Here is a 17,938-nt window from a genome sequence, read left to right as displayed (position 1 = left end):
AATCAGCCTCTCAGTTCGATGTTGAACTCATTCTGCAGTTTCTTGCAGATCTTCTCGACAAATTTCTGTACTTTTTCGAAGTCAAATGCTTCTTCCTTCGGTGCAAAGGTGACGGTGAACGCCATGCTCTTCTTGCCTTCCGGAATCTGGCCGCCCTCGTAAACATCGAACAGACGGATCTCTTTTACGTATTTGTTTGCCTCGCGGATACAGTTCTCTACATCGCCGCAGCTGATGTTTTTGTCCATGACAAATGCCAGGTCACGTTTCTCCTCCTGGAATTTGGAGATCGGCTGGAAGGTGCGTTTTTTGCCGTACCATCTGGAGAGCTCTTTTAAGTCAAGCTCCATGATGTAAGCGGAAGTACGCATGCTCAGCTCGTTCTGGATATCGTATGCTGCTTTTCCGAAGTATCCGATTTCTGTACCCTCGCAGAGTACTTTCACTGCCTGATACGGATGCAGGAAGGATTTCTGAACCGGCTCGTAGGTGAACTCAATGTCCATGCTCTCGGCGATGGTGTTGGCGATGCCCTTCATAGTGAAGAAGCTCTCGTTGTTTCCGAAGGTTCCGACGCAGAGAACTTTTCTCTCATCCGGGTAGGATGTCAGCGGCAGGGACTCCGGAATGTAGATGCTTGCTACCTCGAACAGTCTTCCTTCAAGGGTGCCCTGTTTCTCATTTCTGGAAATGGCATTCAGCATGGAAGCTGCCAGTGTGGTACGCATCAGGGACAGATCCTGGTTGATCGGGTTGATGATCTCGATGGCATTTCTCTCTTTTGCATCTGCCGGCAGTTTCAAGAGATCCAGATCTGCAGGGGAGAAGAAGGAGTAATGCATGCACTCGTAGATACCCATGGTGCATAAGGTATTCTTCAGTGCCAGCTCGCCTTTCTGCTCTTCATTGTAGCCGCCCATCGTTACCTGTGCAGCGGAAAGGAAGGTATCGGTTACGTGATCGTAGCCGTACATACGGATGACTTCCTCTGCCACGTCCGGATAGCGCTCGACATCGTTCTCTCCCTCCGGCAGCATATCCTCACGGTAAGCCGGAACCTGGATGGTCAGCTCATCGCCGTTGATTTCCGGTGCAAAGTTCAGGTTTTTCATAATGCGGAGAATCTCTGCTTCCGGAACTTCGATACCGAGTACGCCGTTTACTTTGCTGACACTGACGGTCATCGGAGTCGGATCGATGGAGTTTCCGGTGTTCACATCGAAATGGGTACGGGAAACTTTACCGCAGCCAAGCTCTTCCATCAGATGCAGCGCACGTTTCATACCAAGTACGGTTGAATACTCGTCCACGCCTTTCTCATATCTTGCACTGGCATCCGTCGCTTTTCCAAGCGCACGGGCTGTCTTTCTGACGTTGTCGCGTGCGAATTTTGCGGACTCAAACATAACAGCCTCTGTCGTGTCGCGGATCTCGGAGTTTAAGCCTCCCATGACACCGGCAAGTGCAACCGGTTTTACGCCGTCGCAGATCACGAGGTTGTTCTCATTCATTGTGTATTCCTGCTCATCGAGGGTCACGATCTTTTCATTTTCTTTTGCTCTTCTGACACAGATTTCATTGCCTTCCAGATAAGAGCAGTCAAAGGCATGCATCGGCTGACCGATCTCTTTTAAGACGTAGTTTGTGATATCAACCACGTTGGAGATTGCGGACATGCCGACGAGTGCCAGACGGCGTTTCATCCATGCCGGGGACTCTCCGATTTTTACATCATATACGTAATGAGCGCTGTAACGCGGGCAGAGTTCCGGAGCTTCCACGCGGACAGAGAAGCCTTCTTTTTCCACATCCGTCTCGGTGTAATCGGTTGCCGGCATTTTTAAAGGTTTTTCCAGCATCGCCGATACTTCTCTTGCGATACCGAGGATACTCTGGCAGTCCGGTCTGTTTGCAGTCAGGGAGATATCAAAGATCCAGTCGTCAAGACCTGTCAGCTCTTTGACATCTGCGCCAAGCTCGGCATCTTCCGGCAGAACAAGCAGTCCGTTGTAGCCTGCGCCCGGGTACAGATCCTCGGTAAGGCCGAGCTCCACGCCGGAGCAGAGCATTCCGCAGGACTCATATCCTCTTAATTTTCCTTTTTTGATGGTCATAACACCCTCGATGGTCTTATGATCTTTTGCTGTTGCATAAACAGAAGCGCCAGGAAGGGCAACCGGGAATTTTCCGCCGGTGCGCACGTTGTCTGCGCCGCAGCAGATCTGCATGGCGCCGTGTTCTCCTGCATTTACCTGGCACACATGAAGATGGGTCTCCGGGATCGGCTCGCAGCCCTCCACCAGACCGACAACAACATTGCTGATGTCTTTTCCCACCTGATAACGCTCTTCTACTTCAAAACCGCCGTCGAACAGTTTTTTCTCCAGTTCTTCCGGGGTAACATCGATATCTACATATTCTTTCAGCCAACTTAACGGTACTAACATATTAAACCTCCAAATTCAAACTGTTTCGTCTTTATTTCTCGTTAATCTGATTTAAAACCCGCAGATCGGAACCGAATAACAGTTTGATGTTGTTGATTCCGTATTTCAGCATGGCGATACGCTCCAGGCCGATGCCAAAAGCGAAGCCGCTGTACTCTTCTGAATCAATGCCGCAGTTTTCCAGCACGCGTTTGTTTACGATACCTGCTCCAAGGACCTCGATCCAGCCGGTTCCCTTGCAGAGGCTGCATCCTTTTCCGCCGCAGGCGAAGCAGCTACAGTCTACCTCAACGGACGGCTCCGTGAACGGGAAGTAAGACGGACGGAGACGGGTTGTGGTTCCCTCGCCGTAGATCTTCTGTACGAGTACGTCGAGCATTCCTTTCAGGTCGCAGAGGGTGATGTTTTTGTCGACAACGAGTCCCTCCATCTGATGGAACATCGGAGAATGGGTTGCGTCGTCATCAGACCGAAAAACACGTCCCGGGGAAAGGATCTTGATCGGCGGCTTTTTGTTTTCCATGACATGAATCTGGCCTGCCGATGTCTGGGTACGAAGCAGGAATTCCGGGGAGAGATAGAAAGTATCCTGCATATCTCTTGCCGGGTGATCCTGTGGTGTATTCAGTGCAGTAAAGTTGTAGTAATCGGTCTCGATTTCTCTTCCCTCGTATACCTCAAAGCCCATGCCTGCAAAGATGTCGATGAGCTGTTTGCGGATCAGGGTAACCGGATGAAGGTTTCCGATCGCTGTCTCTTCTGCCGGAAGGGTCAGGTCGATTTTCTCGGACTCATATTTCTTCTGCAGCTCGCGCTCTTTCATCTCCTCTTCCACTTTCTGGAAGCGGCCAAGCGCCCACTCTTTTAACTCATTGACGGATTTACCGTAGTTTGCGCGCTCTTCCGGGGCAATGTTTTTCATTTCTTTCATCAGCCCGCTGATCTTACTTTTCTTTCCTTCCAGATACTCGCTCTTAAATTCATACAGTTCTTTGGAGCTTTTCAGCTCTTCCAGTCCATTTTCAATCTTCTGTTTTAATTCAGACAGATGGCCGGTTAATACACTTTTTTCCTGCATTTGACTCTCCTACTTTCTTTTTCTTGCTTGTTTGATGGTAAATGTGAAAAACAATCAGATACCCCGCTGCAAACAGCGGAGCATCTGATTTTCGTGGCAGTCGCCAGATATCCATGCAAGCATGGCTGCCTGGCTCGTTGCTCACGAAAAAAAGACCCCGCCCCATAAAGGGACGAGATCTGAAATTTCGCGGTACCACCCTGATTTCTGCAGATACTTCCTGCAGACACTCATAACCGGTGCTGTAACGTACACCAAACGTCTGTCCCTACTTGCATTTCCAGTATCCTGCTATGCGTTCCGGACATCTGCTCCAATGCGAAATTTGAAATATTCCTGAACCTGAAGGAGCTTGCAGCCGATGACTCCCTCTCTCTGGCGGAAAAAATATTTCTCTGAACATCTTCACAGCATTTTTCCTGTTAGATTATTTATAAAACTTTCATAAACAATGTTTATTGTACCGTCTTGACCCCTGGATGTCAAGCCATTATTTTCCCGCTTCTTTATTTGTCTCTTTATTTTCCATAAAATGCTCGATCGCCGCATTCTGCAGTTTCCGCAGTTTATCCTCAAAATACGCGTTGATCTCCGCGCCGATCAGAAGGATCCACATGCAGAAATACATCCAGATCATGATAAACACGATCATCGTCAGACTGCCGTACATATTGGACGCCGCAAGCGCGATGTCGAGGTACATGGAAAATGCAAGGGAAAAAATAGACCAGGCAAGGGATGAGATCAGTGCGCCCGGGCACTGGCTCTTAAAGCTCGCCTTCCGGTTCGGAATGCATTTATACAGCACCAGGAACAGAACCGCCAGCACGCCTGTCGTAATCAGGGTACGCATGCCCATGATAGAGGATGTCACGCGCGCCACCATCGGCAGATGTTCCGTCAGCTTATTCTGAATGCGGGTTCCGAAGACCAGAAGCACCAGACTGGTGAGGAATGCAGCGACAAATATCAAGGTATATGCCATGCCCCGCAGCCGGTTGATGATGTAATTACGTGTCTCTGTTACGTGATAAATGCTGTTCAGCCCGTTTGTCAGCGCCGCAATGCCCTTTCCCGCCGACCACAGCGTTGTGATGATCGTAATCGGCATATAGGCAACGGACTGATAAAAGATCTCATTTACAATACCGCCCACGTAGCTCTGGAACTCCGTGGGCAGCATATTGATCAGAACGCTGTAAACATCGTCGCGTGTCAGCGGCGTATATTTTACAAGCGTAACAACCAGAAGAACAAACGGAATAAAGGAAAGAAGAATGAAATACGCGCTCTGCGCTGCATAAGCACCGACATGGTCCTCATTCAGGCGCTTCATAAAACCGCGGATTGTTTTTATCATCTGGCAAAACCGCCTTTTCTTTGTTTTCGTGAATCTATCCCATTATTGCACACATCTTGTATTGCAGGATAGCCTACAAAGCATATCATACTTTTCTTTCCTTCGCAAGGGATTTCAATCCCATTTGCGGTAATACCATGCGTAACCGCGGGCTGGAACCGGAACACCGCGCAGAACGCGTTTTTCGCCGGTAAACAGATCCTTCCAGGTGAACTCACCCATATCGATCCAGGCCGTGCGGTCTTCATTGCTGAAGTTAAAGAGACCCGTTACCATCTCATTGCCGGATTTTCTGCAGACACAGAGAAGCGCCGTATCATACGTTTCCTCGGTCCAGACATCCGCCTCACCCTCAAACGGACGGTATTTGAATTTCAGCTCCTCCATCTTTTTCATCGAAGCAAAAATCTGATTCTGAACCGTTCCTTTTTTCTCCTTCTGGGGCTCCAGATCCCAGCGGAAGTGGCCGCGGTGCAGATAACGGCTGTCGGCTGCGCGGTCAGAATCTTCACTCTCTTTGTAGGAATAATCGTTGACCTGGCCGATCTCATCGCCGCTGTAGATAACCGGAATACCAGACTGGATGAAAAGGTATGCGTTCAGCATCTCAATTCTCTGGATCGCCTGTTCGGTCTTCGCCTCATTCTGCTCAAAGCCTGCCGCCTCAAGTCCACACAGGGAAGCGGTTGTTCCGCAGAGACGCGCATCCTGCAGCACCGGATCGTCGTTATAGAGCTCTCCTCTTGCGTCGCTTCCCTCCACATAACCGCGGAAATAGTCATTCAGATATTTCTTATGCGGTGCCTCGGCGATGCCGAACTGTTTCAGCCATTCGTAATCGAGGCCCCAGCCGATATCATCGTGGCATCTCAGATAGTTCAGGAAGACATAGTCCTTCGGCAGTCTCGTCACAATATCCATCTGATGTTTCAGCAGGCGGGTATCCGCCGTTGCAACCGTGTGCCAGGTGGATGCCATCGTCGTTACGTTGTACAGCATATGGCATTCCGGTTTCTCGAGTGTTCCGAAGTACGGAACAACCTTTTCCGGCTCCATGACAACCTCGCCGAGCAGCAGAACGCCCGGGCAGACGATCTCGGTGATCATACGCATCATGCGGACAATGGTATGTACCTGCGGCAGGTTACGGCAGGTGGTGCCGAGCTGTTTCCAGATGTATGGAACGGCATCAATGCGGACGATATCGATTCCCTGGTTGACGAGATAGAGCATATTGTTTACCATCTCGTTAAAGACAACCGGGTTCGCATAGTTCAGATCCCACTGGTATGGATAGAACGTCGTCATGACAAATTTATGGCAGTCCTCTCTCCAGGTAAAGTTGCCCGGTGCCGTTGTCGGGAATACCTGCGGACAGGTCTTTTCATATTCGGACGGAATATCGTAGTTGTCGAAGAAAAAGTAACGGTCCTGGTACTCTTTTTCACCGGCAAGTGCACGTTTTGCCCATTCATGATCCTCGGAAGTGTGGTTCATAACGAAATCCATACAAAGGCTCATGCCCTGGTCATGGCATTTTTCAGAGAGGGCAGCCAGATCTTCCATCGTTCCAAGGGACGGCTGTACCGTGCGGTAATCGGCAACCGCATAGCCGCCGTCGCTTTTTCCCTTCGGCGTTGCAAGGAACGGCATCAGATGCAGGTAGTTGACGTTGCACTCTTTTAAATAATCCAGTTTTTTCTCAAGGCCGCTGATGTTATCTGCGAATGCGTCGATGTACAGCATCATACCGAGCATTTTCTGGCTCTTGTACCAGTCTTTCTGTTTTTCTCTTTTCCGATCCAGCGCTTTCCATTTTTTATTCCGCTCTTTGTACCACTGCTCCATGGCTGCACAGAGTTCCTCAAAGCGTCCCTGGCCGTTTGGATACAGCTCACAGTAGAGCCATTTCAGCTCGTCGTAGTGTTTTTCGAGTCTTCTCTGATATTCCACTGTCATGTTGTTTATTCTCCTTTATCTTATTCTTTATTTTGTCACATCATTCCGGTAACGGTAATTCTGTGTTACGTTTCTTCTCTTGCAGTATACCGTTGTGTGAATTATATGTCAACCGTTTACATACCATATTTTTCAACAAATTTCCGGCTTCTTCTTTGTCTTTTTTGCTATTTTTCTGTCTATCGTTTACCGCAGGGCAGAAAAAAACTCCGCGGTTTCTTTTTTCCGCAGAGTTTTCTTTTCGTTTTTGTTTCACGCCGAATCGCGCACCACAAGGCTCACCGGCATGGTCGTCACATTCGGCACCATCTCTCCCTTTCTTCTCCGGTCGATATACGCAATGGAAAGCTCCGACATTTCCTCAATCGGCTGATGGATCGTCGTGATGGAAGGCGTGGTAATCCCGGCGATCACAGTGTCATCAAACCCGACAACTTTAATATCCTCCGGCACCCGTTTTCCCATGGCGTAAAGGCGCTGGAGTACCTGTGCGGCAATCAGGTCACTGCTTGCAAAAATGCCGTCCGTCTCCGGGTGCTCCAGAAGGCCCTTTTCAATATAGGATTCATAGTGCATGGAGCCGTAGCTTAAGCGGTCACTCAAAAGAACTTCCCCTTCAATCCCCCGCTCCCGGCAGACGCGCAGGAATCCATCCGCACGCCGGTCCGCCGGCATATCTCTTCCGACGATTCCGCCGAAATGAAGCAGATGGCAGCAGCCGCAGTCCGCAAGATGCGATGCTGCAAGCGCTCCTCCCTGCTCGTTGTCACACTGGATTGTAATGGCCTCCGTATTTTCCTCTCGCTCGAAATTGACGATCGGAATTTTCAGATCATGAAACTTTTCAATCTGCACATCGCGGCTTGCCATCACAACGCCGGTTACACGGTTGGAGATGAACATATCGAGATATTCGGTTTCTTTCTCCGGCTGATCTTTCGAGTTGCAGAGCAGAATCTTGTAGCCCCGCTTTGCCGCCGCGCTCTCGAGTGCACTGATCATTTTACTGAAAAACGGGTGCGAGATGTGCGGAACGATAACCCCGATCGTATTGGAATGCGCTTTTGCCAGGGAACGCGCCAGCTCATTCGGCTGGTAATTCATCTCCTGCATCGCCTGCGTTACTTTTTTTCTTGTCTCTTCACTGATGTATCCGCGGTTGTTGATCACGCGGGAAACCGTCGTCGCCGTAACGCCGGCGCGTGCCGCTATGTCCTTGATTGTCGCCATGTTTCTCTCCTCGTCATTTTCTAACTGTTTTTCACTTTCGCCCATTATAGCACAAAAAATCTGTTTTCGGTGATTTTTTTAAAAAAGGGAACGGCAGTCGCCGATTTCGATGTTCTGGTAAAAATAGCGGAGAATCTCCTCATACGATTTTCCCTGCTCTGCCAGATGTTTCGCACCGTTCTGTGACATGCCGACGCCGTGGCCGTAGCCGCCGCCGTAAAATGTAAAGGAGACAGCCGTTTCCCCTTCTTTTTCCGGAACCACGATAAAGCAGGCACTCGGAAGCAGCTCCATCTCACAGCTTACAGTTCCGTCATTTTTCTGAATCGGCCAGCCTTTCGCCGAGAGGAACTTTCGGATCTGATACTCTCCCTCGATTTCCATGGATCCTTTTTCTCCCTCGATACGGACGGTTTCTGCCGCACCTCCCTCTGACCGCCGCCGCACCTCAATCCCCGTGATCTCCCCGATTTTCTGATCCGCTGCCCGTTCTGACAGCACATCCGCCGGAATCGTCACCTGCCAGCGGTACCAGCCGTCCTCCACTTCCAGACTTGTGCTGTCCCTTTTGGTGATAAACGATGCAAACGCCTCCTCCGTCTCCGGTTCCTGCTTCTCCCCGCCTACCGTCACGCTCTTCAGATATTCTGCCGTCTCCGCCGTATTCCACACTTCATCCGTACTCGTCTTCCCGCAGGAGGTTGAGAAAAAATACGCCTGAATTGGTTCCCCGCCGCAGGTAATGATTTTTCCTTCTGTCTCCGCCACCGCAGCGTCTGTCTCCGGCTGCGCTTCCATATTGTGGTAGACCTGGCTTTCCACGCTGTCGTCTACATCCGCGTGGTAGTTCTCCCACGTTTTTTCACGAATCCTGGCACACGCATACGTTCTCGCACAGACCGCCTGTGCTTTTAATGCTCCTTTTCATAGGAGGACGGCATCTCACTCGGCACGACATACCGAAGATACATTTCCAGATCAAGTTCATTTACAACGAGAAGTCCCTCTTCGCTTTTATAGATGACAAAACTTCCCGGATAAACCGTCTCGTCCTCCGGCTTTCCCGTAAGGGAAACCGCCGTTCCCGCCGTCTCATCGGCCGGCACCACATGCACAACTTCCCCGCATTCCTGTTCCGTCACACAGATCGTCTCCTGCGGGGAAGCTATGTATGCGCCGTCGTTCATGGAAAGGCTTGCGTTTCCACGCAGGGACACCTGTTTCTGTGCGTATCCCAGCTTTCCGCAGTCTGTCAGAAGGACACGGATCTGCACCGGTCCGGCTGCCGTTGTTTCTTTTTGTTCTTCCTTTTTACTGTTCAGAAAAGCCGCGTTTTCCTGTTCCATGTTCTGTATCGTCTCCTCCTGCTTTTTGCCTTCCATCGTCTCCGTCCTGCTTTCTGCTGTCGCTGTCTCTTCCGGCGCATCCAGACGGCGCTTCACAACAAACAATAACAGCAGCAGGAGAATCCCCACTCCTAACAGTATCAGTTCCAATTTATCATTTTTTCTCTTCATATCTCATTCTATGCACACGGCTTTTTGTCTGATTCCTTTTCTTTTTGCGATTTTTCCTTGACAAATACCGCCCTATGGTATATAGTACGGTTGTGTATAAATTTCATATCAACATCCAGAGTGCATCAAAAGAAGATCCGTCTTTTGGTGAGAGAGGGAATTCAGGTGAGATTCCTGGGCGATCCGGTCACTGTAATCAGGGAGTGAAGCATAACAAATCCATTGTATGTCCGCAACATATGAGAAGGAATGTGGAACGATGATCTGTAAGTCAGGAAACCTGCTCTGTATGCATAGGGTTGATGCTTCCGATGAAAGCTTCCATTCAAAGACTATTATGGGATATGGAATGTCTGAAAATTTTCGATTAGATTTTTAGAAACCTTCGAGCGAGATTTATGCATTGCATTAAACGGCCGGGTAAACCGTTTCAGATTCTGGTTTCGCCTGTTCTTAGTCAGGCGCCATCCTCCGCTTAAAGGTGTCTGCTATTCCGCTTGCAGGTTGATTCAGATGGCGAAGCGGTTACCCACCTCTGAAAAGAATATGACATAACTGGTAAGATTCTGTTGGATTCGAAAACAGGGTCTTTTCTTTTTCTGTTTTTTCAGAATTCGTTTTCTGCATATTTTCCCATAAAAAGGCTCCCCGCCTGCGCTCCTGTTTTCACAGGACGCTGCAGGAAGGGAGCTTTTTTATGCTGTTTCTATAGCAAGACCCGAAAATAATGCAAAAAAGGCAGTGCTGCAGAGCGCGAATTGCAAGGAACAGATTTGAAGGCGTACCGAGGTACGACGAAAATCTGTGACGCAGTAATTCACGCTCTGCGGTGCTGAATTTTTTGCATTATTTTCGAGGATTGCTATAAAATAGGATCTTAGAAAATGAATTTGTATACGGTTGTGGTGTCGTAAGTATCGCCTGCCTCGAGGATCGGTTTCTCCTCACCCTCCTGGTTGATGGCATTCGGCACATACTGAGATTCCAGGCAGAAGCCGTTGCGTTTGTCATAGAATACCCCATTCTTTCCGGTAACCGGAGCAATGAAATTTCCGGCGTAGAACTGAACGCATGGCAGATCCGTGAAGGCTTCCATGGTGATGCCGCTCTCTTTGCAGGATGCGACTGCCATCAGCTCAATGCTTCCCTCGACAGCCTTGTCCAGGATAAAGTTGTGGTCGTAGCCGCCGGTCAGTTTGAGCTGTTCGAAATCTGCTTCGATCTCTGCTCCGATTGCTTTCTCGCTGGTGAAATCCATCGGGGTTCCCTGTACCGGTGCATGCTCGCCGGTCGGGATGGATGCAGAATCGATCACCGGGCTGAACTGCTCCGCTTTTAAGACAAGTGTCTGGTTCTCAATAGATCCGGCATCGTGGCCTGCCAGGTTGAAGTAGCTGTGGTTTGTCATGTTGACAACGGTATCCTGATCGCAGCTTCCCTCATAGTGGATTTCTACGGCGTTCTCATCGGTCAGGGTATACGTAACGGACACTTCAAAGTTTCCCGGGAATCCCTGGTCTCCGTCCGGGCTCATCAGAACGAAGGTAACGGCGCTGTCATCCGCCTCTTCTACGTTCCAGAGGCGGTAATCGTATCCGTCCGGGCCGCTGTGCAGGTTGTTGTTGTTCTCATTTTTTGCCAGCTGGTATGTTTTTCCGTGCAGTTCAAATGCTGCTCCCGCGATACGGTTTCCGTTTCTTCCGATGGTGGCTCCAAAATGGCTTCCGTCGGTCTCATAGCCGGTTACGGAGTCAAATCCAAGGACAACGTCTCTCTTCTTTCCATCCTTATCCGGAACGAGAACCGATACCAGATGTGCGCCGTAATCGGTTACACTGATTTCCATTCCGTTTTTATTGGAGAGCGTGTAGAGCAATGCTTCTTTTCCGTCTTTTGTTGTTCCAAAACCCTGTTTTTTCATGTTCCTTCTCCTTTTGGTTGTATGTAACGTATAAAAGAGAACCATTTTCATGATTCTCTTTTTTCTCTTTTGTAACCCCGGAATGCCGTTTCCCATACTTTGACTCCTAGCAACGCAAGCTAGGTGGGTAGCCGCAGTCACCATTTCTGCCTTCCACTGACGTCTGTTTCCAGGGTGGCCTGACATCCACATGACAATAATAAGCCTCCCGTTTAAAGTAAATGTAGGTTCAAAATAATGAGATCATCGAACATTCCAGGAAGTTACATTTTTCTTCTTTTCTTTTCACAATTCGGATTATACGCTATTTTGGTTCGCTTTTCAAGTATTATTGCACAATTACTCAAAAATATTCGAACAGCTTTTGTATTAAATGATAATACACACCATTCCGCCCCGGCTGTCGTTGACAATTTTCTGCATGGAATCCTGGAGTTTTGCCTGGCCATCCTCGGTGATCTGGGCGATTTTGCTGCGGATGCCGTCGTCAACGAGCTGCTCGACGGATTTGCCGAAAATGTTGGTATTCCAGATTCCCTCCGGGCTCTTTGCGCTCTCTTTGATATAGGCGATCAGATCCTCCGCCTGCTGCTCACTTCCGACGATCGGCGCAATCTCCGTCTCGATGTTGGCCTTGATCATATGAATCGACGGGCTCACCGATTTAATTTTCACGCCGTATTTGTTTCCCTGATGGATCACGGCTGGCTCCTCCAGCTGAATCTCCTCCCTCCCCGGAATCACGACGCCGTAGCCGCATCCGCGCACCGCATGAATCGCGTCCTCTACCTTGCGGTACTCTTCCCGCTGTGCCGACAGCTCGCGGATCGTCTGCACCAGATCATACTCGCCTTTGATCTCCACGCCGGCAAGTACACTCAGCATTTCATAATAATACTGCTCTTTCACCTCAATCCGCACCTTCACCGTACCGCTCGCAAGATCCATCGACTGCAGCAGTGTCTGGCTGACATACTGACTGGCAATCGCTGTTTTTCCGCCCACTGCATCCTTCAGGCGCGTCTTTTCCCTGCACATCTCACGGATCTTCTGCAGCAGCTCTGCCTTCAGCGGATGGTCATCGGCAAGAAGCTCCACCCATTTTGGAATATAAAATTCCATCTGCTGAAGCGGGAACTCATACAGCACCTTTTCGAGCATATGCAGAATATCTTCTTTGCGGAGCTGGTCGCAGTTCACCGCCATCGCTGCCACGCCGAATTTTGTTTCAAGCTCCTTTACCTGCGCTGTGTCTCCTCCCGGTACGGTTTTTTCGCATTCACAAGAATCAGGAAGGGCTTTCCCTGCTTTTTGAGCTCCGCAACGGTCCGTTCCTCCGCCTGCAGAAAATTCTCCCGCGGCAGCTCGCCGAACGATCCGTCGCACGTCACCATAAGACCGATCGTGGAATGTTCTGCGATCACCTTCTTCGTACCGATCTCCGCCGCCTCCCGGAACGGAATCGCCTGCTCGGACCACGGTGTTTTCACCATCCGCTCCTTCTCATTTTCCAGATTTCCCGCCGCGTCCGGCACCAGAAAGCCGACGCAGTCGATCAGTCGCAGCCGGATCGGATCGCCCTCCCCAAGCTGCAGCTCCACGGCGTCTTTCGGCACAAATTTCGGCTCCACCGTTGTGATCGTCTTTCCCTCCCCGCTTAAAGGCAGGGCATCCCGTACCTCCGCCTGTTCCTTTTCCGAAAGATACGGCAGTGCCAGCACCTCCAGGAAACGGCGGATCAGGGTGGACTTTCCCGTCCGTACAGGCCCCACCACTCCGATCAGGAACTGGCCCTTCGTTCGTTTCTGAATATCGCGGTATACTGAATATGCATCCATGCGCTATTGTCCCCCTTTTGATCTTTGTTGCTATGTACTGTTATATTCTATGAGCCGGCCCCCTCTCCTATCACCAAAACTGCACTGCCGCGCACGCAAAAAAGGCACCGCCGCCCTTTTTTCGGACGCACAGTGCCTTTTTTCTGTCACTTTCTTATCTTCAGCCTATGATCAGCTGTTTTTTCTCATGGCAGCCTCTACCACATGGCCGACCAGAACAGATGTGGTAACGGATCCTACGCCGCCTGGAACCGGTGTGATTGCCTCAACGATCGGCTCAGCTTTTGCGTATGCAACGTCTCCGCAGAGTTTTCCTTCTTCGTTTACGTTGATTCCGACATCAATAACGGTCTGGCCTGCACACAGGTAAGTATCATCTACAACACCTGCACGGCCTGCTGCTACGATCACGATATCTGCCTCTTTAACTACAGACGGCATGTCTTTCGTTCTGGTATGGCAGATGGTTACGGTTGCGTTTTTCTTTAACAGCATCATGGCTGCCGGTTTTCCTACAACGAGGCTGCGGCCTACGACAACGGCTTTTTTACCGGTGCAGTCGATGCCGTAGTGGTCGAGGATCTCCATGCAGGCCTGCGGAGTACATGGCGGGAAGCCCTGTTTTGTTCCGGCGAATACGCCTACCATGGAACCGTCTGTGATACCGTCTACGTCCTTCTCCGGGGAGAGTGCTTTGATGACTGCTGCCTCATCGAGATGTTTCGGAAGCGGACGGAAAATCAGAACGCCGTGGATGGAATCGTCTTTGTTTACTTTATCGATGGTAGCCATCAGCTCTTCCTGGGTAACGTCTGCCGGGAGAAGGAATTTCTCGTATGCAACGCCTAAGGTCTCACAGCGTTTGGTTGCTCCTCTTTCGTAGGAAAGGTCATCCTCTCTCTCTCCGACACGGATGATTCCGAGAGTCGGTTTTACTCCTTTTGCTTCCAGCTCTGCTACATTTGCTTTGATCTTCTCATTTAATGCTGCTGTTACTTCTTTTCCTAATAACTGTTTTGCCATTTTTTTATCCTCCGCTTTTCTTTTCGGTCAAAGAGAACTCCTTTTGCAACCCGCTTGCTGCCGGGAAGTTTCTCTGGCCGTTTGTTTTCAGGCTTTCAGTCTTCCCAGTACGTTCCGGAAAATCTCGTCTGCTTTTACGGTATAGACCGCAAGCATTTCATCACATTTTCGATTTAGTTCTTCTGCATATTCCCGGTTTTTCATAGATTTCGTGTTGATATATACATTCAGGGAAGCACCCTCTAAGGCTGCTTTGCAGAATGCTGCGCCAACACCTGCGTCACTGATCGCAAGTGCAGAACCTTTTGCTGCAAATTCTACGATCAGGTCGATTGCTTCGCAGCATTTTTCCATAATTTCCATTGGAACAGAGCAGGCATCCTTCAGCACAATCTCCATGACTCTTGCTTTTTCTGCCTTCTCCTCCTCTGTCTCGCGCGGCATGCCGTATGCTTTGGAGAGCGGTTCGAACACTTCTGCATCGCGCTCGATCAGGTGAAGCAGTTCGTCCTGAAGCGTGGTTGCTTTCGCCATCAGCTCTTTCATTTCCTCTTCGACATCCGCATATTTCTTTTTACCTACTGTCAGCGCACCAACCATGTTGCCAAGCGCTGTGCCGACAGCGCCAACCAGTGCAGAAGCTCCGCCGCCGCCCGGAACCGGTGCTTTGGAACCGAGCACGTCTACAAACTCATTGCAAGGTACTGTTGAAAATCCCATGTTATTTTCCTCCGCTTATTTTTTTCGATCCAGAAGCCATCCTGATGGCCTCAAACCATAACTATTTTGCAGCCAGAGCCTTCAGCATATCAATTGTGACATCTCCCACAACCGCCATATCCTCTCCCTGCGTAAATGCAGCCGGGAAATTGTCCGAAAAGAGGATCTGCGCGGACGGCGGAAACTCATCATCTCCTGCCCATAAAATCAGTCGTACAAAAAGCCCTTTCATAAACTCCAGCTCATATCCGACATCACCGGATGAAATCGCCTGAGCGCCGACACGTTCCATGATCTCACGGAATGCATCCAGCTTTCCGCCAAAGCCAAACGCAAGACGGAACAGGCATCTTCCCTGGAACTGTTTAAAATAAACTTCTCCCCACGGAATCTCCCGGTACGTCAAAAATTTTCCGGTAGACGGAGCAGCTCCGCCCTCTGTCAGATAACGCAATACCAAAATTTTTGCATTCGGTTTTTTCTCGAGTGGATACCAGCCAATTATCGGCGAAACGCTTCCATCATCTCCAATATGAAATACGTTGTACTCCGGCCACGAAATCCGGTAGGAAACACCCATCAGGGAAACGGTAAACTCCTGTTTTTCCGCATCATACGGAACGTCGCACCGGCTGGAAATCTCTCTTGGATCTGCATTCTGATACACTTCCAGATAATGCTCATACGGAATACGCTCTTTGCTGTCTTTTTCGTAATTTAAGTCTACTGCCATGTAAATCCAATTCCTCTCAAAAAGGTTCGCCACAATTCAAAGCAAAACCACATGTGTTTCACCTTGAATCGTAACAGCAAGTTCTGCTTCCGTTTTATGCTTCCACAGACGGGAACATCGTCGTGTCTGTGTGCGGCAGGAAGCACGCCGCTACAAATTCATCCATATAGGTTGGTACCGTAGAGAGTTCCAGATATGTCATGTTCCGGGCAACCTCATACGTTTTCTTCTCTGCTGCTGTCGATAAAAGCATTGAGTACGCACCGGTCAGGGAAGAGTTACCAATGTAATGGAATTTTTCCAGCGGGATGTCCGGAAACATACCGATGGTAACGGCATTTTTCATGTTGATGCCGCTTCCGATACCGCCCGCTACGTAAACCTCCTCGATCATGGAAACATCCATATCCAGATAGTTCAGCATCGTACGGATCGCTGAGAAAATCGCGCCCTTGGCACGGATAAAGTTGTCGATATCTACTTCTGTAATCTCAACGTCGCGGACGCTTCCGGCTTCCTCTTCAAAGGCGATGACATAGCTTCCCATGCCATATTTGTCGTGGCAGATCCGTCTGCCTTCCCGGATAAATTTTCCCTTCGGATTAACCATTTTCGCACGGAACAGCGCTGCAATTACATCGATGATTCCGGAACCGCAAAGACCAATCGGCTTCGTTCCCTCATCTCCGATAACATGGTACGAAGGTTCCATCGTCTCCGGATCGATCGTACATTTTTCAATCGCACCGTCGGTCGCACGCATACCACAGCTGATATCGCCGCCCTCAAAGGCCGGTCCGGCCGAGCAGGCACAGCTTACCATAAAGTCAGAGTTTCCAAATGCAAGCTCGCCATTGGTACCAAGGTCAATAAAAAGACTCATCTCCGGCCGGTTCCAGATCATGCTGACCAACGCGCCGGCAGTAATATCTCCGCCCACATAGCTTCCGATGTTCGGTGCCAGAATGATATGGGCGTCCGGATGAATCGCAAGATTGACGTCCGATGCAAACAGTGAGTTTGTTTTAAAGAAGGCAGGAATATACGGCTCCATCCGAAGCGGATCTGCATTGATGCCCATCATCAGATGCTCCATGGTAGTGTTTCCGGCAATCGCCGCACGGTAAATCTGCTGACTGCTGATTTTCGCTGCGCGGCACATGTTGGAAATCATCGGGTTTAAGGTTTCTTTGATGATTGCATTCTGCAGTCTTTCATGGCCTCCCGGTTTCTGGGATTCAATGATACGGTTGATAACATCCGCACCATACCGGATCTGTCCGTTTCCGGAAGAGGCTTTTGCCAGGATTTCTCCGCTCAGCATATCCACGATCAGTGCAGAAACTGTCGTTGTTCCGATGTCGACAACGAGACCACCGACCACTGCTTTTGCTTCCATTGGAAGCATATCGTATAAAAAGACGTCATTTGCCGTAACCCGGACGACACACTGTGCCTGAAAATGGGATTCCCGAAGGACATCCGGCATTTTTTTCAGTACAGAGTACGGAATCCGTACCCGTTCAAGCCCCGTCGCTGCCTGTACAGCCCAGGTTACTCTCTCGTTATCCGGCATCGTATCATCCAGAGTAGGCTCTTCCATTGAGATTGTAATCACCTGCATGCTGTTTTTCAATTCCAGGCCGGCGTCTGTAATTTTCTTTTTCGTATCTTCAAAAATTGCAATTTCACTCGGTGAACTAAGGTCTGCCACTTTCATGCGGCTCCGGTAAGCGGATGCAATGTCCGGCACTTCCACTTCAACATCGCCTTTGACGGTGCTGACGCACGCCAGTCTCCAGCCATTCTGATATTCTTCCTCAGAAATATGGCGGGTTATTTTGGAATCCAGCTCACCGCTCACAAGACGAACGCGGCATTTACCGCACGATGCGTTTCCGGAACACGGTGCATCGATCGGCACATTGCTCTTCTGCGCTACTTCAAGAAGGCGCTCACCCTCGGTTGCGTAGGTGACTACCGGTTCTCCTTCTTCAAATCGAAAGGTTACTTTTGCCATAATCTGTAAATCCCCCAGTCGTATATATTCTCCGCTTTTTTTATTTTTCCGCTTTTAGATAGAAAAACCCCTGATGGTGCCTCAGGTTTTCG

The 17,938-nt window shown here is 49.7% G+C and carries 11 protein-coding genes, 1 other RNA gene, 2 pseudogenes, 1 riboswitch and 1 other annotated feature; all 14 genes and pseudogenes read right to left on the bottom strand.

Features of this window, described 5'->3' with window-relative positions:
* Positions 1–2: 2 nt before the first annotated feature.
* Positions 3–2,447 carry a phenylalanine--tRNA ligase subunit beta gene (gene pheT / locus DXA93_RS01080; RefSeq protein ID WP_119207627.1) on the bottom strand — a complete coding sequence of 815 codons (2,445 nt, stop codon included), beginning with the start codon at positions 2,445–2,447 and terminating at the stop codon, positions 3–5.
* A gap of 31 nt (positions 2,448–2,478) precedes the next feature.
* The gene (gene pheS / locus DXA93_RS01075) at positions 2,479–3,525 is read right to left on the bottom strand and encodes a phenylalanine--tRNA ligase subunit alpha (RefSeq protein WP_022461828.1); all 1,047 of its coding nucleotides are present in this window, start codon (positions 3,523–3,525) and stop codon (positions 2,479–2,481) included.
* 165 nt (positions 3,526–3,690) lie between these two features.
* Positions 3,691–3,943, bottom strand: a binding site (T-box leader).
* Positions 3,944–4,015: 72 nt separating this feature from the next.
* Positions 4,016–4,885, bottom strand: coding sequence for a YihY/virulence factor BrkB family protein (locus DXA93_RS01070; protein WP_117812879.1), 870 nt, complete (start codon positions 4,883–4,885; stop codon positions 4,016–4,018).
* Positions 4,886–4,999: 114 nt separating this feature from the next.
* On the bottom strand, positions 5,000–6,844 hold the full coding sequence (locus tag DXA93_RS01065) for an alpha-amylase family protein (protein ID WP_119207626.1): 1,845 nt from the start codon (positions 6,842–6,844) through the stop codon (positions 5,000–5,002).
* Between the two features lie 40 nt (positions 6,845–6,884).
* Entirely contained in the window at positions 6,885–7,100 is a 216-nt protein-coding gene (locus DXA93_RS01060) for a hypothetical protein (RefSeq protein ID WP_117800947.1), read from the bottom strand.
* Positions 7,097–8,074, bottom strand: coding sequence for a LacI family DNA-binding transcriptional regulator (locus DXA93_RS01055; RefSeq protein ID WP_022461831.1), 978 nt, complete (start codon positions 8,072–8,074; stop codon positions 7,097–7,099). The genes DXA93_RS01060 and DXA93_RS01055 overlap by 4 nt, the downstream gene beginning before the upstream one ends.
* 78 nt (positions 8,075–8,152) lie before the next feature.
* Positions 8,153–9,045, bottom strand: a pseudogene (locus tag DXA93_RS01050) (SpoIID/LytB domain-containing protein).
* A 647-nt stretch (positions 9,046–9,692) separates the two neighbouring features.
* Positions 9,693–9,893: riboswitch (cobalamin riboswitch) on the top strand.
* A gap of 575 nt (positions 9,894–10,468) precedes the next feature.
* A complete protein-coding gene (locus DXA93_RS01040) occupies positions 10,469–11,512 on the bottom strand; it encodes an aldose epimerase family protein (RefSeq protein WP_055218365.1) in 1,044 nt (347 codons plus the stop codon).
* A gap of 70 nt (positions 11,513–11,582) precedes the next feature.
* Positions 11,583–11,777, bottom strand: a non-coding RNA gene (ssrS, locus tag DXA93_RS01035) — 6S RNA.
* 104 nt (positions 11,778–11,881) lie between these two features.
* A pseudogene (gene spoIVA, locus DXA93_RS20390) lies at positions 11,882–13,350 on the bottom strand (stage IV sporulation protein A).
* Positions 13,351–13,521: 171 nt separating this feature from the next.
* Complete coding sequence (locus DXA93_RS01025) at positions 13,522–14,373, bottom strand: bifunctional 5,10-methylenetetrahydrofolate dehydrogenase/5,10-methenyltetrahydrofolate cyclohydrolase (protein ID WP_117509041.1); 852 nt, start codon at positions 14,371–14,373, stop codon at positions 13,522–13,524.
* 87 nt (positions 14,374–14,460) lie between these two features.
* Entirely contained in the window at positions 14,461–15,093 is a 633-nt protein-coding gene (locus DXA93_RS01020; RefSeq protein WP_117509042.1) for a cyclodeaminase/cyclohydrolase family protein, read from the bottom strand.
* 61 nt (positions 15,094–15,154) lie between these two features.
* A complete protein-coding gene (locus DXA93_RS01015; protein ID WP_117509043.1) occupies positions 15,155–15,826 on the bottom strand; it encodes a DUF3786 domain-containing protein in 672 nt (223 codons plus the stop codon).
* Between the two features lie 94 nt (positions 15,827–15,920).
* Entirely contained in the window at positions 15,921–17,846 is a 1,926-nt protein-coding gene (gene acsV / locus DXA93_RS01010) for a corrinoid activation/regeneration protein AcsV (protein ID WP_118600600.1), read from the bottom strand.
* Positions 17,847–17,938 lie beyond the last annotated feature (92 nt).

This window comes from Blautia sp. OF09-25XD, assembly GCF_003482095.1.
Lineage (GTDB): Bacteria > Bacillota > Clostridia > Lachnospirales > Lachnospiraceae > Fusicatenibacter > Fusicatenibacter saccharivorans.
The sequence above is the reverse complement of the archived record's forward strand: the minus strand, read 5'-3'. Positions and strand labels throughout refer to the sequence as shown.